The sequence below is a fragment of the Clostridium sp. D53t1_180928_C8 genome (assembly GCF_015667795.1).
Classification (GTDB): domain Bacteria; phylum Bacillota; class Clostridia; order Clostridiales; family Clostridiaceae; genus Clostridium.
Map to the genome: position 1 here is coordinate 42,061 of NZ_JADPEL010000016.1, position 20,882 is coordinate 62,942.

At 28.1% G+C, this 20,882-nt stretch carries 21 protein-coding genes, 1 riboswitch and 1 other annotated feature; of the genes, 6 read left to right on the forward strand and 15 right to left on the reverse strand.

What is annotated here, in order from left to right:
* Positions 1-9 precede the first annotated feature (9 nt).
* From tenA to thiD, 3 genes are all read right to left on the reverse strand, one after another.
* Positions 10-663: a thiaminase II gene (tenA, locus tag I4V51_RS11575; protein ID WP_195988593.1), complete on the reverse strand. Its 654-nt coding sequence runs from the start codon at positions 661-663 to the stop codon at positions 10-12.
* 1 nt (position 664) lies between these two features.
* Positions 665-1,474, reverse strand: coding sequence for a hydroxyethylthiazole kinase (gene thiM, locus I4V51_RS11580; RefSeq protein ID WP_195988594.1), 810 nt, complete (start codon positions 1,472-1,474; stop codon positions 665-667).
* A 142-nt stretch (positions 1,475-1,616) separates the two neighbouring features.
* Complete coding sequence (thiD, locus tag I4V51_RS11585) at positions 1,617-2,414, reverse strand: bifunctional hydroxymethylpyrimidine kinase/phosphomethylpyrimidine kinase (RefSeq protein ID WP_195988595.1); 798 nt, start codon at positions 2,412-2,414, stop codon at positions 1,617-1,619.
* Positions 2,415-2,567: 153 nt separating this feature from the next.
* Positions 2,568-2,667: riboswitch (TPP riboswitch) on the reverse strand.
* Between the two features lie 159 nt (positions 2,668-2,826).
* Between thiD and I4V51_RS11590 the strand changes: the two genes are divergently transcribed.
* The gene (locus tag I4V51_RS11590; protein WP_195988596.1) at positions 2,827-3,555 is read left to right on the forward strand and encodes an HAD-IB family hydrolase; all 729 of its coding nucleotides are present in this window, start codon (positions 2,827-2,829) and stop codon (positions 3,553-3,555) included.
* A 66-nt stretch (positions 3,556-3,621) separates the two neighbouring features.
* Here the strand turns inward: I4V51_RS11590 and I4V51_RS11595 are convergent, their stop codons facing one another.
* Positions 3,622-4,581: a DUF2232 domain-containing protein gene (locus I4V51_RS11595; RefSeq protein WP_195988597.1), complete on the reverse strand. Its 960-nt coding sequence runs from the start codon at positions 4,579-4,581 to the stop codon at positions 3,622-3,624.
* A gap of 344 nt (positions 4,582-4,925) precedes the next feature.
* Here I4V51_RS11595 and I4V51_RS11600 point away from each other — a divergent pair, with 344 nt between their 5' ends.
* Positions 4,926-5,675, forward strand: a complete 750-nt coding sequence (locus I4V51_RS11600; RefSeq protein WP_195988598.1) for a 3'-5' exonuclease — start codon at positions 4,926-4,928, stop codon at positions 5,673-5,675.
* Between the two features lie 44 nt (positions 5,676-5,719).
* The gene (locus I4V51_RS11605; protein WP_195988599.1) at positions 5,720-6,643 is read left to right on the forward strand and encodes an NERD domain-containing protein; all 924 of its coding nucleotides are present in this window, start codon (positions 5,720-5,722) and stop codon (positions 6,641-6,643) included.
* A gap of 67 nt (positions 6,644-6,710) precedes the next feature.
* On the opposite strand, the gene I4V51_RS11610 is transcribed toward I4V51_RS11605, so the two are convergent.
* The 3 genes from I4V51_RS11610 to I4V51_RS11620 form a co-directional block, all read right to left on the reverse strand.
* The gene (locus I4V51_RS11610) at positions 6,711-6,863 is read right to left on the reverse strand and encodes a hypothetical protein (protein ID WP_195988600.1); all 153 of its coding nucleotides are present in this window, start codon (positions 6,861-6,863) and stop codon (positions 6,711-6,713) included.
* A gap of 23 nt (positions 6,864-6,886) precedes the next feature.
* Complete coding sequence (locus I4V51_RS11615; RefSeq protein ID WP_195988601.1) at positions 6,887-8,659, reverse strand: M3 family oligoendopeptidase; 1,773 nt, start codon at positions 8,657-8,659, stop codon at positions 6,887-6,889.
* 135 nt (positions 8,660-8,794) lie between these two features.
* Entirely contained in the window at positions 8,795-9,502 is a 708-nt protein-coding gene (locus I4V51_RS11620) for a hypothetical protein (protein WP_195988602.1), read from the reverse strand.
* A 219-nt stretch (positions 9,503-9,721) separates the two neighbouring features.
* Positions 9,722-10,000: a binding site (T-box leader), on the forward strand.
* 51 nt (positions 10,001-10,051) lie between these two features.
* Between I4V51_RS11620 and asnA the strand changes: the two genes are divergently transcribed.
* The 3 genes from asnA to speE all read left to right on the forward strand — a co-directional run bounded on the left by asnA (position 10,052) and on the right by speE (position 12,656).
* Positions 10,052-11,077 (forward strand): aspartate--ammonia ligase, encoded by a 1,026-nt coding sequence (gene asnA, locus I4V51_RS11625; RefSeq protein ID WP_195988603.1) that lies wholly within the window; start codon positions 10,052-10,054, stop codon positions 11,075-11,077.
* A 312-nt stretch (positions 11,078-11,389) separates the two neighbouring features.
* Positions 11,390-11,803, forward strand: a complete 414-nt coding sequence (gene speD, locus I4V51_RS11630) for an adenosylmethionine decarboxylase (protein ID WP_347708661.1) — start codon at positions 11,390-11,392, stop codon at positions 11,801-11,803.
* A gap of 10 nt (positions 11,804-11,813) precedes the next feature.
* A complete protein-coding gene (gene speE, locus I4V51_RS11635) occupies positions 11,814-12,656 on the forward strand; it encodes a polyamine aminopropyltransferase (protein ID WP_195988623.1) in 843 nt (280 codons plus the stop codon).
* Positions 12,657-12,751: 95 nt separating this feature from the next.
* On the opposite strand, the gene mnmA is transcribed toward speE, so the two are convergent.
* From mnmA to I4V51_RS11675, 8 genes are all read right to left on the reverse strand, one after another.
* Positions 12,752-13,840: a tRNA 2-thiouridine(34) synthase MnmA gene (gene mnmA / locus I4V51_RS11640; RefSeq protein WP_195988605.1), complete on the reverse strand. Its 1,089-nt coding sequence runs from the start codon at positions 13,838-13,840 to the stop codon at positions 12,752-12,754.
* Between the two features lie 17 nt (positions 13,841-13,857).
* Positions 13,858-14,301, reverse strand: a complete 444-nt coding sequence (nifU, locus tag I4V51_RS11645) for a Fe-S cluster assembly scaffold protein NifU (RefSeq protein ID WP_195988606.1) — start codon at positions 14,299-14,301, stop codon at positions 13,858-13,860.
* 2 nt (positions 14,302-14,303) lie between these two features.
* Positions 14,304-15,488 carry a cysteine desulfurase NifS gene (nifS, locus tag I4V51_RS11650; protein ID WP_195988607.1) on the reverse strand — a complete coding sequence of 395 codons (1,185 nt, stop codon included), beginning with the start codon at positions 15,486-15,488 and terminating at the stop codon, positions 14,304-14,306.
* Between the two features lie 3 nt (positions 15,489-15,491).
* Positions 15,492-15,941 (reverse strand): Rrf2 family transcriptional regulator, encoded by a 450-nt coding sequence (locus tag I4V51_RS11655; protein ID WP_195988608.1) that lies wholly within the window; start codon positions 15,939-15,941, stop codon positions 15,492-15,494.
* Positions 15,942-16,118: 177 nt separating this feature from the next.
* On the reverse strand, positions 16,119-17,393 hold the full coding sequence (locus tag I4V51_RS11660) for an L-serine ammonia-lyase, iron-sulfur-dependent, subunit alpha (RefSeq protein WP_195988609.1): 1,275 nt from the start codon (positions 17,391-17,393) through the stop codon (positions 16,119-16,121).
* A 32-nt stretch (positions 17,394-17,425) separates the two neighbouring features.
* On the reverse strand, positions 17,426-18,691 hold the full coding sequence (locus I4V51_RS11665; protein ID WP_195988610.1) for a replication-associated recombination protein A: 1,266 nt from the start codon (positions 18,689-18,691) through the stop codon (positions 17,426-17,428).
* A gap of 232 nt (positions 18,692-18,923) precedes the next feature.
* Complete coding sequence (locus tag I4V51_RS11670) at positions 18,924-19,865, reverse strand: CAP domain-containing protein (protein WP_195988611.1); 942 nt, start codon at positions 19,863-19,865, stop codon at positions 18,924-18,926.
* Between the two features lie 273 nt (positions 19,866-20,138).
* Positions 20,139-20,633: a hypothetical protein gene (locus I4V51_RS11675; protein WP_195988612.1), complete on the reverse strand. Its 495-nt coding sequence runs from the start codon at positions 20,631-20,633 to the stop codon at positions 20,139-20,141.
* Positions 20,634-20,882 lie beyond the last annotated feature (249 nt).

The window sequence follows — 20,882 nt, forward strand, 5'->3', positions numbered from 1 at the left end:
CCCTTGATGCTATTTATTAGCCATATTCCAAAAATCCATTTCATAAAGGCTTGATTTTATAAATATATCTATAAGATTTGCTTCTTCTTCTTTACTTAAATCTTTACAAATATCATCGATATATATTTTCCAATCCTCTACACATTTTTCAAAAGATTCTGCTGAATATTCTAATATCCAAGGAGCATAAAAATTATTATCTAAATTTTCTTTATAAGTGTTATAAAGATATTTTCCAATGTAATAATAACTCCATGTACATGGCATTGTAGCCATAGCAATCTCTTTACAATCTCCTTTTAAAGCAATACCCAACATAAAACTTGTATAACCTGCAGTTGTTAATTTACATTTTTGTTTCTCTGTTTCCTCTGGTGAAAGCCCAAAACCTTTTAAATAATCAATATGAACTGCTGTCTCATCATTTACAATTCCTGAAATAGCGTTGTGATAAAACTTCATTTCCTTCATAGTTTTAGCCTTAACTATTCCCATAGCAAATACTTTCCCATAATCCTTTAAATATAAATAATCCTGTATTAAATAATTTTTAAATTTTTCTTTATCTAAATTTCCTTCACCTATTCCTTTAACAAATGGATGCTCTAAATATTCATTCCATAATTCCTCAACTTCTTTAAATAAAACTTCTGAAAACTTCATCTTAATTTATCCTCGCATATTCCTCTAATTTTTCTTTATTCATTTCATATACATTGTTCATAAGCTTTTCCTTAAAACTTCCTATAGCAATATCATTTTCATCTGCTAACTCACCAGCTAATGCCATAGTAATAACCCCCATTGAAACAGCTTCTACCCTTTTAAATATATTCTTTTCATCTTGCTTTAAGCAGTTATATGCTCCTAAGTAACTTCCAATTAAACTCCCTGTCATACAGCCTGTACCTGTAACACTTTTTAACTTAGGTGTACCATTTGCTACTTTAATAACATTTTCTCCATCACTAACAAAATCAACTTTTCCAGTAGCTACAACTATACACCCTAATTTATTTGCTACTTTTTTCACTACTTCTGATATATCCTCTCCATCATCAAAGGAATCAACCCCTTGTCCTCTTACGTCTAATCCTCCAATAAACTTTATTTCTGATATATTCCCTTTTATAACATCAAACTTTATTTCATTTAAAAGCATATTTACAAAGTTTGTTCTTGTCTTAGTTGCAAATACACCTACTGGATCTAAAATAACAGGTTTATTAAACTTATTAGCAGCCTTTCCTGCCTTTACAAATAAATTTAATCTACTTGAATTCATAGTTCCAATATTAATTACAACAGAGCTTGCAACACTTACTATTTCTTCAACCTCCTCTTCAGAATAACTCATAAGTGGACTTGCCCCTAAAGCAAGAGTTATATTTGCACAATCATTTATTGTAACTTCATTTGTATAATGAAGAACTAATGGATTTATTTTTTTTACTTTATTAATTAATTCGAACATTTCTTTTTCCCTTCTCTTAATCTTAAAATTCATATGCTAGCTAGTTGTTATATCACTAAAACTTTTATCAAATTTATGCTACCAATCTCATTTGCTTAAACTAATTATTATAAATTTTATATAAAAATTAGACTCTATATAACTAAGAGTTAAATTTGTAAAAATGATTAACAGGTCCAACTCCATTTCCAATATCAAAACTGTGTCTTATTGCCTCTGTTATATACTCTTTACTTAACTTAACAGCTTCTTTAATATCATATCCTAAAGCTAAATGTGAAGTTATTGCTGAAGATAATGTACATCCTGTTCCATGAGTATTTTTTCTATCTAATCTTTCTTGTTTATAAATCTCAAAAGTATCTTTACCTATTAATACATCAACTGCATCCCCTTCAAGGTGACCACCTTTCATTAACACATATTTAGGTCCTAATTCTAATATTTTTTCTCCTACTTCTCTCATATCATCAACATTATTTATTTTTATTCCTGTAATTTCTTCCGCTTCTGGTGTATTAGGAGTAATTATATATGCCATAGGGATTAATTCTTCTATTAAACTCTTTTTTGCTTCTGACTTTAATAGTGAATATCCACTTTTCGATATCATAACAGGATCAACAACTAAATATTTAGGATTATATTTTCTTAATGTCTTAACAATTGAATTAATTATTTCTGGACTAGATACCATTCCTATTTTTACAGCCTTTGGTTCTATATCCTCAAACACAACTTCTATTTGCTTTTCTATTATTTCTTTACTTAAATCTTCTACAAGAAATACTCCTTGTGTGTTTTGTGCTGTTATAGCAGTTATTACACTCATTCCATAAGTACCAATTGCACTAAATGTTTTTAAATCTGCTTGTACACCTGCTCCACCTGAAGAATCTGATCCTGCTATTGTTAATGTTGGTATCTTATAATTTCTCATTTTATTTTCTCCTATTCTTAAACTCAAATATTTTATAAAATAAAAAAACAGCTATCCCCGACTGGAGTATAGCTGTATGATTACAAACAATATATATCTATTTTTTCATTTTAATAAATGTAAAATTTTAACTTTATTAATTTGGAATTATTTATATATATTAATAAGCTTTCCTACGCTGGTATTATCCAGATCAGGTATAAGGGTTAATAATAACTTATTTCTCAGCCTTATGGCACCCCTAGCATAATTTTATTTAATTTTTATATACTAATTATATTACTTTATAAATCTTTGTCAATATTCTTAATTCTTTCTTATTTATCATTTCTATTTGCACTTTTTTAACTTATTTATTATTATATATATTAATATCTACATATACTAATAAAAAAATAAGGAGGTTTTTTTAATGTCAAGAAGCGCTGCATTTTTTGATATAGACGGAACAATATATAGAGAAGGACTTATTACTGAAGTATTTAAAAAAATAATTAAATACGACTTAGTTGATGAAAATAAGTGGTTTAAAGAAGTAAAACCTGCTTATATTAATTGGGATAAAAGACAAGGTGATTATGATACTTACCTTTTAAAGATGGTGGATGTATATATAGAGGCTATTAAAGGACTAGATAAATATCATATAGACTATATTGCAAAAAAAGTGATAGAGCAAAAAGGGGATAGAGTTTATACATTTTCAAGAGAAAGAATTAAATGGCATAAAGATAATGGTGATATTGTAATTGCTATCTCTGGTTCACCTATAGAATTGGTTAGAGAAATGTCTTTAAAATACCATATGGATGACTATAGAGGTACAATATATGAATTAGATAAAGACAATAAATATAATGGATATATTACTCCTATGTGGGATTCTGAAAGTAAAGAAAAAGCCATTAAAGAATTATGTGAAAAGCATGATATAGACTTAAGTAAAAGCTATGCCTATGGTGATACTGCTGGCGATTTTACAATGTTTAAATCTGTTGGAATACCTTATGCTATGAATCCAACAAAAGAACTTATAACAAAAATTATGGACGATGAAGAACTAAAAAAGAAGATTAATATTATAGTTGAAAGAAAAGATGTAACTTATAAACTAGATGTAAACTCATTAAGTCTTTTATAAAAATTATTAGAAAAATTAATTAGGAACTCAATAATGAGTTCCTAATTAATTTTTATCATATAATATTTATCTTTTCACTAAAATTTTATCTAACATATTAATTTGAATTTCTCTAATCTTCATAAAATAATTAATAGCTAAACTAGCTATTACTAGGACTATAAATGTAAATTTGAAATTAACTAACAACATATAAACTAATAATAACCATATAATTGAGGTCATTCCTTGTGACTTACTTCTTAATGCTAATCCCTTTATAACAAAAGAAAAGGAATCTTTTAATATAAAGTATATTACTACTACTCTTATTGCCATTACTACATTTTTAAAATATACAAAATTAAATTCAAACCCAATTATATTTAACAATTCATATATAATCAAATATATTATACCTACAAAATATGTATTTTTACTACAGCATATATATGCTCCATATTTCTTAAAGTTCCTAACAATCATATATTTTTCTTTAGTATTTTCATTTAATATGTTAAGCTTTTTTCCGATAAATAATGCTCCTAAATACACAATCAATATAGTACTAATAGGTATTGTAGCAACAAATATACTAAATACAATAGACATATACTCTTCATTTAAAGGAAATAACCCTCTATAACTATCAAATTCTTTCATGAAACTATATCCTGTTAATTTAGAAAAATATATATCTATTAATATCATAACGAAACAGCCTAAAATTGCTGAATAAAAAAAGTCATCAAAGATTGTTCCTTTTTTTCTTATAAAATATCCACATATTAATCCCATTATTATTCCTTGACTCATCCAAATAGCAGAGGCTACATCTCCTAATGATAATGTAACAATAAGTAATGAAGTTACCGATGATAACAAAGTATATTTTCCATCTAACCTCATATATGTTAAGCAAATAAAAAGTGGAACAATCATATCTAGATATAATGTATATGCTATTCCTGTATAAATGGCCATCATGCTAGTTACAACAAACAACGCAGATAACATAGCTGCTTCCGTTAATTTTCTTGTGTTCAAATTTAATTCACCACACTTATCTTTTTCAATAACTTATAAATTAAAAAGTTATTTCATATCTTGAGTTCTTTAATCAATTATACACCTTTATTATAAAGTTAAAAGTAAATTTTTATTTTACTTTTCTTTTGTTAAAGCTTTTTCTTTATAATAATTATTTAATCCATGAAAAGTTGGCTCAATTCCTAATTGTAAACATTCTTCCACATAAGATTTTAAAACATAAATACTCATTATTTTTGCACCTCTTTTTAAGACTTTTTTATTTATTTATGTTTTAATATATGTAATAAGAGTTATGTAAATTACTAAAAATAATAAAAAATTTAATTTGTAGGTGAAAGATGAGTTATATAATTTTTGATTTAGAATATAATCAACAACATCCTGATGATATCAATACTTCTGAAACTAAGCCTCCATTATTATTTGAAATTATTCAAATTGGAGCAATAAAAATTACTAAAGATTTAAAAACAATTTCTACTTTTAATTCTTTAATAAAACCAAATATACATGAAAAACTTCATCCTTATGTAGAAAACTTAACTAAAATTAATATCGAAGATTTAAATACTTCAAAAAACTTTAAATCTGTTTATAGGGAATTTATAAAATTTATTGGTAAAGAAGAAAATATACTGGTTGTATGGGGAAATTCTGATATAAAAGAACTAATTAGAAATGTAGAGTTTTATAATCTTGATGCTTCTAAAATTTCAAATAAATATATAGATATTCAAAATTACACTAGTAAATTATTCAAACTACCTAAGGGACAAAAAGTCAGCTTAAAAAACGCTGTAGAAGCCCTTAATATACCTATTGAAGGTGATTTTCATGATGCCTTTTTTGATGCTCATTATACTGCTGAAATTTTTAAGTCAGTTTATTCAAAAAAGCTTTCTCCAAATATCTTTATTAAGAGCACTGAAAAGCGGCCTAAAGTAAAAAAGGAAAAACTTGATTCAGAAGCTTTAATAAACGAATTCGAAAAAATATATAAACGTAAAATGTCTAAAGAAGAAGTCAAAATGATTCGTTTAGCATATTTTATGGGAAAAACTAAACAATTTATTTTAAAAGATGAATAATTTCCCAGAAACTAGGTAATCTAATACTAAAGGAGGCTACGTCAATGTTGCTTGTTTTAGTAAATATTATATGGATAGTCATGAAACTAATCTGTTATGGACTATTTCTTTTAATAAATATAATAATAAAAATATTTATTTTTATTATTAAAAAAACATACTTAAGAGTTCCATTCTTAATTATTAGTATTGGTTACTTATTTCATATTAATTTTAATATTTTAGCAACTATATATTTTATTTATTTGATGCATATATGCGCAATAAAATTTAATATTTATAATAAAATTTATTTAGATTTAAACTACGTTTATAATAAAATTTATAACTCCCGTAAAGTGGCAAATTGTTTAAAATCACTAAAAAATGACGGTATTATATTAAATAATATCTATTTAGAAAATGATGAGGATAATTCTTGCTCTATAGACGAATTAGTAATTACTACTGGTGGAATTTTTGCTATTAAAACTTTAAATTTTTCTTATGATGATTATTATCAATTTGATATACCTAAATCACTTTCTTTAGATAGCTTTAATTCCTCAAATGATACAATAATAGATTTTAAAATAATAAATTCACTTTCTGAAGAATGTTTAAAATGCTATAGCATTTTACAAGATATTTTATCTTGTGATATACCAATTACTAATATTATTGCTATTCCACAGAAAAACTGTGTTATAAAAGAAGATTCTTCATTAGAAACTCCAATTGTAATTGCTGATGATTTACCTTATTACATAAAAAATAGAATTAATAAAAATATTAATTTTTCACCATTATTAATAAAAGAAGACTTACTTGAAAATAAAACTTGGTTTTTTGATATATTTTTTTCTAATTTTCAAAGCTTTCTTACTCATAATAAATTAGTAATATTATTTTTTTCTATATTCTTAGCTATATATTATATCTATATCACTTTTCTATCTTATATATTTTTCAAAATAATTACGTTATAGATAATATAAAAAAGTAACTAACTTTATTATCATTAAGATATTTAAGTTAGTTACTTTTTTATTTAAACTATCCTATCATTTCATATTCATCCATGTTAGTTTGCTTCACTATTTTATTATATACTTCCTTAATATCATCTGCATTATTATCAAATGCTAATGTTTCTACTAGTGCATCTAAAACTAACACTACTTCTTTTTTATCCAACTTTATCTCCATAAAAATATAATCCTCCTTTATGTTTATTTACTAAGTTCAATAAATTTCTCTATATCATCTTGTATCGTTTTTAATGAATTTTTCCAAAATTCTTTATTATGAATATCTATACCAACTTCTTTTGTTATATCTGCAATTTTATTTTTTCCTGTTATTGATAAAAGTTTTTCATACTCACTTGTAAAACTAGTACCCTTCTTTAAATATTCAGCATACAAACCCTTTGCAAATAATAATCCAAAAGCATATGGGAAGTTATAGTAATTATAATTTGCATCATAATAATGTGGCTTCCATGCCCACATATATGGATGTAAATATTCTGGATCTAATCCATCTCCATAAGATTCTCTTTGTGCTTCTAACATTAATTCCTTAATTTTCTCTACTGTTAACGCACTTTCTTTTCTTGCTTCAAATACTGATTTTTCAAATAAAAATCTTGAATATATATCCACTATTACTTGTGTACAATCACAAATTTCTGCTTCTAATATAGCTAATGCTTCATCTTTATTAGCTTCTTTTATAGCAGCCTTTTTTATTATAGTTTCGCAGAATGTAGATGCTGTTTCTGCGATAGGCATTGGATACTCTGAATTTAATATTGCTTCTTTTTTTAAGCATTCTCCATGGAATCCATGTCCAAGCTCATGTGCCATAGTTACTACATCACCAAAGCTACCACCATAATTTAATAAAACTCTGCTTTCTCCTATGAAGTGAAGTCCAGCACAAAATGCTCCTCCTACCTTTCCTTCTCTAGGTTCAACATCTATCCAGTCATTATCTATAGCTTTTTGAGCAAAATCACCTAAATTATCACTAAATGTTCTAAAGTTTTTAACAACAAATCTTGCTCCTTCGTCATATGTAAATTTCATATCAGCGCTTGATATTGGAGCGTATAAATCATAGAAAGGTAACCCATTTGTATGACCTAACATTTCTGCCTTTCTTCTTAAATATTTTCTAAAAGCAGGTAGACTCTCCTTCATAGCATCTAACATTGCATTAAGTGATTCTTCATCCATTCTTGAATCTAAAAGAGTTTTTTCTAAAGGTGATTTATACCCTCTAAAATCGCAAACTGTTATTACTTCTCCCTTTATTCCATTAAGAGCCGCAGCAACACCTTCTTCAACTTTTTTGTATGATGCTATTTCAGCTTCATAAGCCCTTTTTCTTACTTCTTCAGATTTATCTTCAGCCATATTTAATACTACTGTTAAAGGGTATTCTTTTACTTCACCATCTTCATTAATTTCAACTTTTAATGATGATATCAAGTTATCCTTAAGCTTACTCCATGCATTAGAACCAGTATTTTTCATATTTGCAATAATACTTTCTTCCTTATCACTTAATAAGTACTTACTTTGTTCCACAATATTTTTTAATACAAATTCATGAGCCTTAAGTAATTCTGATTTTTCAATTATAGAGTCAATATTACTTATTTTACTTATATATCTTTCTAACTTAGTTGAAGCTTCCACAATATAAGTTAATTTTTTTTCAAAAATATCAGAGTACCTTAATGCTTCAGAATCTTTTGTATTTACGCTAATACTTAATTCTATAAAAGCACCTATTTTACTAATCAACTCAGTTAATTTCGAATATTTCTTTATATAGTCCTCTAGCTTTAATAATATATTGCAATCATCTTTTACAATTTCATTTGCCCATTCATTAATTTCTTGAATTTTCGTTGTAAGTTTTTCCATATCTAATTTAAATTCATCGCTTTCAAAAGATGGATATAACTCTTTTAAGCTCCAATTTAAACTCATAGTCTACTCCTCCTCTTATCTTGTTTATAAATTCTTATTATAATTATATACTGTTGAAGAAAATAATTCCAACTAAATATAAAAAAGTAAAATAAATTGCAAAATCTACAATTTATTTTACTTTTATTTTAGACTTTATTTTTTTATTCTAACTTGAAGTTTTTCTATCCAACCTTTATTATACCTTAATGAAATGTAACCTATTATACTCATAATTAGCGCTCCAACAGCATCTACAAATAAATCTACCATAGTATCTGTTAAAGCTTCTCTTCCGATTAATTGTGTACCATTTTCTAATGCAAATTTTTGCATATTAAGACCTAATAAACCATCAAAAGTAAATTCATAAAACTCCCAAACTACTCCTAATGTTACTGCAAAGCAAAATGAAAATAATGCTACAAATATAGGACTTAAATTCATCGGAACTTCTTCAGTCTTATTTAATAGCGTTACAATAGAAAATCCTAATGCTCCGATCATAGCACCGCTAAATGTATGTAATATATTATCCCAATTTGGAACATTATAATAAAAGCTTTTTACCTCTCCTAAATATATAGCGGAATATAAAAATATAGTATATAAAATTAGCATATTTGATGGTATTTGAATTTTCAACTTATGTTCAAGCATTCCTGGTAATAGCATTGCCACTACGCCTAAAATACACTGTGATAGCATTAATGCATAATCACTTTTTATACGAATAAACGGCTCATTAGGATCTGCTATTGTAGGTGCTTTATTAATTGCAAAAACTAAAAATGCAATTGTAGAAATTAATGTTATTATTACAAAATAACTTAGGATTTTCTGCCAATTAATTTTTCTCTTCATCCTATCTCCTCCTTATTTTAAAATTAATAAATTTAATTGTATTAGTTCAAATTCTAATTTTATAATAAATATGCTTAAAAGTAAAACAATATGTGAAGTTTATATCAAATATATTTTATTTCTTCATATTTTTTTTACAATTAATTAATTTTTTCTCTTTACAACGATATTTTTTTAGTTTATTATTAACACTAAGAAATATGTTAATAACAAATTATTTAATCAGCTTTGACGGAAAGAGTAGTTTTAATGATATCTTTAAGCGAGTAAGGGATGGTGTAAGCCTTATAAGATTAGTTTTAATGAAAAACATTCCTGAGCTTCTAACTGAACGAGTAATAAATTTATATTTATGAAATTTTACACTTTATTAGGCTTAGACGGGACCCTACCGTTATAATGGGACAGTCTTAAATTTTATTTTAAATTTAGCACTGATTAAGTTGGCATTTTAATGCAAATTAGGTGGTACCGCGGAATTTACCTTTCGTCCTATATTTTTTAGGATGAAGGGTTTTTTTATTTTATTTTATTTAGGGGGTTATTATTATGACAAAAGAATTAAAATCTAAAGTTTTCGTACCAGAAAACTACAAATCAAACTTATCACTAATAGAAACTGAAATAGCAATCAAAAAAGTTAAAGATTTTTTTGAAACTAGGCTAGCTAAAACTTTAAACTTGACAAGAGTTTCTGCTCCATTATTTTTAGAAAACTCTTCAGGATTAAATGATAATTTAAATGGCACAGAAAGACCTGTAAGCTTTGATATGTTAGCAATTGATAATAGCAATATAGAAATTGTTCATTCATTAGCAAAATGGAAAAGATTCGCTCTACATAGATATAAATTTGAATCTGGAACTGGCTTATACACTGATATGAATGCTATAAGAAGAGATGAAGAATTAGATAATCTTCATTCAATTTATGTAGATCAGTGGGATTGGGAAAAGGTTATTAGTAAAGAAGAAAGAAATGTAAACACATTAAAAGATACTGTTAGAAAAATCTTCTCAGTATTTAAAGCTACTGAAGATTTTGTTGCAACTGAATATCCAGATATAGAAAAAATTCTACCTGATGATATTACTTTTATTACTTCTCAAGAATTAGAAAATATGTATCCTTCCCTTTCATCTAAAGAAAGAGAAAATGCTATATGTAAAGAACATAAGGCTGTATTTATAATAGGTATTGGTGATACATTAAAGTCTGGTGAAAAACATGATGGAAGAAGTCCTGATTATGATGATTGGTCTTTAAATGGTGATATTTTATTCTATGATCCATTATTTGATTCAGCTATAGAGCTTTCATCTATGGGAATTAGAGTTGACAAAACTGCTTTAGAATATCAGTTAAAAAAATCTGGATGTGAAGATAGATGTACTCTACCATTCCACAAAGCATTATTAGAAGAAAAACTTCCACTTACTATGGGTGGTGGAATCGGACAATCAAGAATTTGTATGTTCTTCTTAAGAAAGGCTCATATAGGAGAAGTTCAAGCTTCTATCTGGGATCAATATACTCATGAAAAATGTGAAGAAGCAAATATTGAATTATTATAAAATAATATAAATTATTAATATTTTAAAACCACAATAATTTAAGATAATTATTGTGGTTTTATTTATTTTTATTATATTAAAAATAAATTTTGCTATGAAGCTCTATAAAAATTCACCAAAGAAAATATTGACATTTAGCTGTAAAAACTGTAAAATATCCTTGTATTAGTAATAGTTAATTATAAATTTAGTATTACTAAACTTTTTTTATTATTTTTTATAGGAGGTTTTATGAACACCGCATTTTTATTAAGAAAATACTTATCCGTTGGATGGATGTAAATTAAATTTTTGGAGGTTTTTATTATGAATATTGAACAATTAGGAAGACATATTTTAGTGGAATATTATAACTGTGACAAGGAATTACTAAAAGATCATGAGGCTATTGAAAAACATATGAATCAAGCTGCTTTAGAAGCTAATGCAACTATAGTAACAAGCTGCTTTCATAAGTTTAACCCATGGGGAGTAAGTGGCGCAGTTATAATACAAGAATCACATCTTACAATACACACATGGCCAGAGTATGGTTATGCATCAGTAGATTTATTTACTTGTGGTGATAGCGTTAATCCTTGGAGAGGATTTAAGTATCTTGAAAAAGCATTAAGTGCAGATAGAAGTGAATCTACAGAGGTCTCTAGAGGACTAGTCGATAAAATTAGGACCTTTGGTGATGGTGAATATAATAATTTAACAATAACTCATAAGATGGAGGTTTAAATAGATGAATATAGAATTATGGTATACTGAAAATCAAACAGACAATGTTAACTTTTCAATGAAAGTAAAAAATCATCTTTATTCTGCTCAAAGTGATTTTCAAAAAATAGACATAATAGATACCTATGAATTTGGTAGAGTATTAATTATTGATAATTGGACTATGGTTACTGAAAAAGATGAGTTCATTTATCATGAAATGATAACACATGTGGCTTTAGCAACAAATCCTAATATAAAAAACGTTCTAGTAATTGGTGCTGGTGATGGTGGTACTGTTAGAGAACTTACTAGATATAATAATATTACAAAAATAGATATGGTGGAAATAGACAAGCTAGTTGTTGATGCTTCTATTGAATACTTACCATTTACATCATGTAAATTAAATGATCCTAGAGTTAACTTATACTTTGAAGACGGAATTAAATTTGTTAAAGATAAAAAAAACTTATATGATTTAATTATAGTTGATTCTACCGATCCTATTGGTCCTGGAGAAGGTTTATTTACAACTGAGTTTTATACTGATTGTTATAATGCATTAACTGATAAAGGTATATTGATTAATCAATGTGAAAGCCCTTACTATCCTAATAATGCATATGAAATGAAAAGATCTTATAAAAAGCTTAATAGTTTATTTGATATTTGCAAAGCATATCAATACCATATGCCAACATATCCATCAGGTCATATGATATTCTCTTTTGCTTCAAAAACATTAGATCCAATTAAAGATTTAAATAGTGATGCTTGGAATTCCTTAGGACTTTCTACAAAATATTATAATACAGACATACATAAAGGTTCATTTGCATTACCTAATTATGTTATAGAAATGCTTAAATAGGTAAAAGTGAAGGTTGAAACTATTATGTTCTTCAACCTTCACTCTTACCCAAACAAAAAAAGCCATAGTTACCTCTAACTATGACTTCTTATTTCTTATATTATACCAGCAATAATTCCTCCACCAACAACTTTGTTTCCTTGGTAGAAAACAACTGATTGGCCTTTTGTTATTGCTCTTTGTTTCTCTTTAAAACTTACTTTAACTTTCCCATCCCTTAAAGGTGAAATAACCGCTTCAGCAGGTCTTCCTGAATATCTAACCTTAGCTTCCACTGTTATTGGCTCCTCTAACTTATCAAATGGTATAAAGTTAAGATCTTTAGCAACTAAATCTGTCTTAAATATATCCTCTTCTGGTCCTAATACAACTTCATTCGTTCTAGGATTAATATCTGTTACAAATACTGGTCTTCCAAGAGCTATTCCTAATCCCTTTCTTTGACCTATTGTATAGTATACTATTCCCTTATGCTGACCTAGTACATTTCCATTCTTATCAACAAAGTTTCCTGGAACAACTTCTAATGGTCTAGCTTCACTTATGTATCTACCATGATTATTATCAGGTATAAAGCAAATTTCTTCACTATCTTTTTTATTATATACTGTTAACCCTATTTCCTTAGCTATTTCTCTTATTCTATCCTTAGTATATTCTCCACAAGGCATAAGAGTATGTGCTAATTGTTCTTGCGTAAAGTTATATAATGCATATGTTTGGTCTTTTCTATCATCATCTGAACGTATTAAAGAATATCTTCCATTTTCATCTTGTTCAATTTTAGCATAATGACCAGTTGCAACATAATCAGCACCTATTCCTTGAGCTTTTCTTAATAATTCATCAAATTTTAAATGCTTATTACATGCTATACATGGATTTGGTGTTTTACCATCTATGTATTCCTGAACAAAATAATCAATAACTTTTTCTTTAAAGCTATCTCTAAAGTTCATTACATAAAAAGGAATTCCAATTCTATTAGCAACTCTTCTTGCATCATCTACAGCTGAAAGTGAACAACATCCACCTTCTCTTTCTGTATAATCCTTATCTTCTTGCCATATTTGCATTGTAACACCAATTACATCGTAACCTTGCTCTTTCAAAAGGTAAGCAGCAACGGAGCTATCAACTCCGCCACTCATACCTATAACTACTTTTTTCTTCTTTTCCATCAAATCACACCTTAAGTTTTTTATTCGTGTCCGTGTACTGCATCATGTAATTCATCATGATCTGTTTCTTCGAATTCCCATCCGTCAGTGCTTAATCCAGCATTCTTTCTGTAGTCATTAATTGCTTTGTGTATAGCTTCTTCAGCTAATACTGAACAGTGCATTTTTACTGGTGGAAGTCCATCTAAAGCTTCAGCAACAGCTTTATTTGATAATTCCCAAGCTTCTTCTAAAGTTTTTCCTTTAATCATTTCTGTAGCCATTGAAGATGAAGCTATAGCTGATCCACATCCAAAAGTTTGGAATTTAACATCTTTAACTATGTTATCTTCAACTTTTAAATAAACTCTCATTATATCTCCGCACTTAGCATTTCCAACTTCTCCAACACCGTTTGCGTCTTCAATTTCTCCTACATTTCTTGGATTTCTAAAATGGTCCATAACTTTATCTGTATATATCATAATTATTTTTCTCCCTTCTTAACAAAGTCACTCCATAATGGTGACATATTTCTTATTCTTTGTATAATTGCAGGTAATACTTCTAAAACATAATCAACATCTTCTTCTGTTGATCCATCACCTAAAGTTAATCTTAATGATCCATGAGCTAATTCATGTGGTAAACCTATTGCTAAAAGTACATGAGATGGGTCTAATGATCCTGATGTACATGCACTACCACTTGAAGCACAGATTCCTTCAAAATCTAATGATAATAAGATTGATTCACCCTCTATATAAGTAAATCTTACATTTGCATTACCAGGTAATCTCTTCTCACCTCTTGGTCCATTTAAATATGAGTAAGGAACTTTTTCTAATATTCCATCTATAAGTTTATCCCTTAAAGCTGAAAGTCTTTCCATATGACCTTCAATATCTTTAGTAGCTAACTCTATAGCTTTACCTAATCCAACAACAGCAGCAATATTTTCTGTTCCTGCTCTTCTAGATCTTTCTTGTCCTCCACCATGGATCAAGTTGTCTATTCTTACACCTTTTCTTATGTATAAAACACCTATTCCTTTAGGTCCATATATTTTATGACCTGCTAAAGATAAAAGGTCAATATTCATTTCTTTTACATCTACCGGAACATTTCCTACTGCTTGAACTGCATCTGTATGGAATAAAACTTTTCTTTCTCTACAAATTGCACCGATTTCTTTTATAGGTTGAATAGTTCCAATTTCATTATTAGCAAACATAATTGATACTAAAATAGTTTTATCTGTTATAGCATTTTTTAATTCTTCTAAATCAATAAATCCTTCTTCATTAACATCTAAGTATGTTACTTCGAATCCGTTCTTTTCTAAATACTCACAAGTATGAAGAACTGCATGGTGTTCTATTTTAGTAGTAATTATATGATTACCTTTTTTTCTATGAGCTGAAGCAATACCTTTTATTGCCCAGTTATCAGCTTCAGATCCACCTCCCGTGAAGTAAACCTCACTCATATCACAATTTAAAGCTGTAGCAACTTGCCCTCTTGCTTTATCTATTGCCATCTTTGTTTCTCTTGATATTCCATAGAAAGATGATGGATTTCCAAACTTTTCTGTAAAATACGGCATCATTTCATTTAAAACCTCTGGTTTTACATAAGTAGTAGCCGCGTAATCCATATATACTGTTTTCATATATTATTCACTCCTCTGTAACGTTAATGCTTCATTCTTTTCTTTAATTTTATTGTAGTCATCTACTATATCTTGTAACGTTATGCCTTCCATAACCTCATCTATACTATTCTTTATTTTTGTCCATAAAAGTCTAGTTGCACAACAATCTATATTATCACACGCAACCCCTTCAATACAATCTGCAATCTCTATAGGACCTTCAAGTACATACATTATATCTGAAATCTTAATTTCTTTTGGTTCCCTTCCCAATATATATCCACCTTGAGCTCCTCTTATACTATTTATAAGTTTTGCTTTCCTAAGTGGCGAAAACAACTGTTCTAAATAATATTCAGATATCCCTTGTCTTTGCGAAATAGTTTTTATTGATAGGGGAGAATCTCCATAATGTATTGCAAGTTCAACCATGGCTTTTACTCCATATCTTCCTTTAGTTGATAATTTCACTTTCTCACCCCTTATTCAGACTTTTTTGCTCTGCTTTATATTTATATCATACTAACTTACTCTGCTTTTGTCAACCATGATTTACTCTACTTCTAGCTTAATTTTAAAATTTTTTTATGTAAACTTTTCAACTCTTGATTATACTTATTTTATATATTTAGAAGATAATTATATATATCATTCTTCAAGCATTATATCTAATATTTCTTTATCAGTTTCTTTCATACCCTCTTTTCCTAGTCTACCTACTGCCGTTATTGTTTCTTCAATATTCTCTTTTAGAATCCCTGTTTTAGGACTATAACATTGTCCTTCCATTGCAAGATAATGACTCATCATACTTGCATCAACACTTGTAGCAATCTTAGCTGCACAAGATGCCTTTGCACCATCGCATACTATACCAGATATATTAGCTAACGTATTTGTAACAGTCTTATTAATTTGCTCTAATGTTCCTCCTTCCAAATACGTAATAGCCGCTCCACTAGCACATCCTGCACTTACAGCTCCACAAAATGCTGAAAGCCTTCCTATTCCTGTTTTTTGATGTATTGTCATAAGATTCGAAAATATTAACCCTCTATATAACCTTTCTTCAGATAATCCTTTTTCCTTTGCATATATTATTACTGGAATTGAAGTTGCCATACCTTGATTTCCACTCCCTGAGTTAGTCATAACTGGCAGAGAACTACCACTCATCCTAGCTTCAGAAGCTGCTGCTGCATAAACCTTAAGTTTAGTTACAATAGACTCTGGATAACACTTCATAAGCATTTTCCCTATTCCAACTCCATATTCGCCCTTTAAGCCTTCTTCTGCTATCGTTATGTTATATTCAATTTGCTTGTCTAATAGCTCTTTTACATCATTAATATCTACACTATTTGCAAAATCAAATATATCATTAACATTTAAAATGCTTCTATCAATAAATACACCTAAATATTTGCTTGGATCTTGATTTCCTTCAAATAATATTTCTCCATTTTTAATTATTTTAGATATATTGTTATGTGCATATTTTATCTCTACTTCAGCACTATCATCTTCCGAATATACTTCCATTATTATATGTAACTGGATTTCTGTATCTAATCTTTCAACAAAGCAATATTCTTCTGCCATAAGCTTATTTGCTTCAATTATATGGTCTTCTTTAACTTCACTAATTACCTGTAACTCTTTATTGGGATTTCCTGCTAAAACCCCAATTATAGCACTTGCCTTAATACCTACTAAATCTCCAGTATTAGGTACTGTTACACACATTGCATTCTTAACTATATTACCACTACATTTTGCTATAATTTTTTGTGGCTTCTTACCTAAAACTTCTCTTGCTTTAGCTGCTGCATATGCTATAGCTATTGGCTCTGTACAGCCCATCGCCGGTACTAATTCTTCTTTTAAAATTTGTAAATAATCATTGTACTTATCTTGCTTCATTTTTTCTTCCCCCATGTTTTTAAATTATTTTTCTATCTTTTAATTCTATCCCAATAATCCTTTGTTACTTTTTCAAATTTATTATCTCCATATTCATAATAAACTTTATTCTTTATATTATCAGGTAAGTATTGTTGATTAACATAATGATTAGGATAACTATGTGGATATTTATATTCAACTCCTCTTCCCATTTTACAAGCACCACTATAATGTGCATCCTTTAAATGGTTAGGTATATCCCCTATAGTCATATTTTCTAAATCATTTAATGCTGAATCTATTGCTAAATATGCTGAATTCGACTTTGGACTTGTTGCTAAAAGTATAGTGGCTTCTGCAAGTGGTATTCTAGCTTCTGGAAAACCTAATTCTCTAGCTGAATCAACTAATGACTTAACTATTAAACTTGCTTGCGGATAAGCTAATCCAATATCTTCTGCTGCAATTACCTGAAGTCTTCTACATATTGAAATTAAATCTCCTGCTTTAACAAGCCTAGCTAAATAATGAATTGCTGCATCTGCATCACTTCCGCGTATTGATTTCTGAAAAGCACTAAGTATATCATAATGAGCATCTCCATCACTATCATATCCTATAACCTTACTTTGAGTTGAATCTCTTACTACATCTAAATCTATTAAAATAATACCTTCACTATTTGGTTTTGTAGAATTTAACGCAACCTCTAATCCATTTATAGCTTTTCTAACATCGCCATTGCAATATGATGCTAAATAATCAACTGCTTCATCTTTTACAGCTAACTTTATCTCATTATAATCTTTACTTCTAATATTAATAGCTCTATATATTGCTTTTTTTACATCATCTTCACTAATTGGCTTAAATTCAAAAATTGTAGATCTTGATAATAATGCCTTAAATATATAAAAATATGGATTTTCTGTAGTCGATGCAATAAGTGTTATTCTTCCATCCTCAATATATTCTAGTAAAGATTGTTGTTGCTTTTTATTGAAATTTTGAATTTCATCTAAATAAAGGAGTATTCCATTAACACCTAAGAAGGTATCTAGTTCCTTAGTTATCTCTTGAATATCCTTTAAAGATGCATTTGTTGCATTAAGTTTATAAAATCTTTTTCCTGCCTTTTCTGCTATTATATTAGCAACAGTGGTTTTTCCAACACCAGGTGGCCCATAAAATATCATATTTGATATTCTTCCACTTTTAACTATCCTATCTAAAATTTTATTTTCTCCTAATATATGTTGTTGACCATAAACTTCACTTAACTGTTTAGGTCTTATTAAATCCGCTAATGGTTTCATTACTTCACCTCAAAGTATTTTACTAGTTATAAGTATAACATAATATTATAAATGTAATTACTACCTATATATATTAGTAAGATTTTTTTTAGATTTCAATATTTAAGTTAATATACAATTCTTTATTATACGCAAAAAAGCTAAGAATTATAAAATCCTTAGCTTCTTTACTTTAAATAGCTTGTCTTATTTTTTTAACACACCTATTTTTTTATTTTATATATCAAAATTCTTACTTATAAAACTCTTGAGTAGCGTATACTCTGTTTCCACTCTTATATACACCTACACCTATACTTGAGAAGTTTGTAGATAAAATATTTGCTCTATGTCCTGATGAATTCATCCATTTTGTCATGATTTTATCTGCAATTGCATTTGGATCAGTCATACCACCTACATATGCTATATTTTCTCCCCATGCTCTATAAGTTACTCCATCTTTTTTCATTTGAGTAGTTATTAAGTTTCCACTTAAATCTTCATGGCTGAAATAGTTGTTATCACCCATATCTTGTGATTTTATTCTAGCATACTTTTCCATTGTTGTATTATATGTTAATGCTGGAACTCCTGCTTTCGCTCTTTCTTCATTAACCTTATTAAATATAGCTTGTTCTACTTGTGCCATAAAGTTTGTAGAAGTACTTGTCCCATTATCTACACTTGGTGTTTCATCTACTACTGGTGCATCCGGAACACTTGGTGTCTCATCCACTACTGGTGTATCTGGAACGCTTGGTGTTTCATCTACACTTGGTGTATCTGGAGTACTTGGCGTTTGATCTACACTTGGTGTATCTGGAGTACTTGGTGTCTCATCTACTGCTGGTGTATCTGGAGTATTTGGTGTTTCTATATCCCCACTTGGTGGATTCACAGTACCATTACTTCCACTTCCATTATTAGGTCTATTTATAGTTCCACCAATAATTATTGTTCCATGTTGTCCATTCCCCCACCAAAATCCTTTGAAATTTGATTCATTTAAAAGACTTCCTGAAATACTACATCCATTTTTACTATTTGAACTTGTCCCTAAAATATCGCTCAACTTAATTATATTAATATTACTCTTCTCTTGTGAACGATCTTTAACAGCTGCAAAGGTTGATGTACCTGCTCCTCCTAGCACTGTTAATGTAACTATACTGGCAATTAGTTTATTCTTCATCTGTACCACTCCTTTTTATTTTTTCGAGTATATTTAAATACCCAATATCTTATTAGTTAAAGTACTTTTTACTTTTACTAACGCTGCCACTTACAGTTATAACACAGCTTTTCCATTTTTATTATAGTAGATTGACTCCTTACATCCCTTAATTTTCATTTTAAAGATTTTATTATCTTTATATCCATTAATATCATAATTAAATTTTCGCATTTTTACTGACCTTAAAGCAATTTAGAAATATATTACATGGTTTATACTTCTAGGTATTTTTTAGTTATTTTTAATGAAATTTTTGTTTTCATTTTGAGCAATTTCCAAACTATCATATTCCTTCACACTTTCAATGTAAAATTTGCTTTTACTTTTTTTTAATACTACCTCTACTGGAACATCATTGCCTTCAGCAGTATCGTAACCTTCTTCTACTCCATCACTTTCTAACGTTGTTGCTTGCGCTTCCATATCTATAAGTAAACATAAATTATATTTACCATCATCTCTGCTAATTCCTATAACCTCACTTTCGTATTTATTTAATACTACATTTCCTATATAATAACTATAAAATATTACATAATTAGACTCATTAAAAGTTGTATTATCTATATATTCACTAACCTCATCATCATAATCACCATTATAAGATAATACCTTATCAACAACTTCTTTCATTTCTTCTATATCTTTTTGTGATATATTGCTTCCGCTACACATAACCATATATATGTTTAGTAAAACTAATAAAAAAGCTAATATTTTTTTCATATCACTCCCACCCATCTCTGTATATATTTTTTCATTTTCTATATATACTTATGTAAAATAGCATTGTCATATGAATAAACACTATGAAAATTAATTAAAGTTCCAAATATTAATTTAGTCAGCTTAACTTATAAATTTTACCCATATCAAAAAAGATTACTGTTTCCCTCAAATATAAGTTTCATTTGTTAAATTACATAAAAAAAGAGCTATAACATGCTCTTTAATCATGTTATAACTCCTTATGCT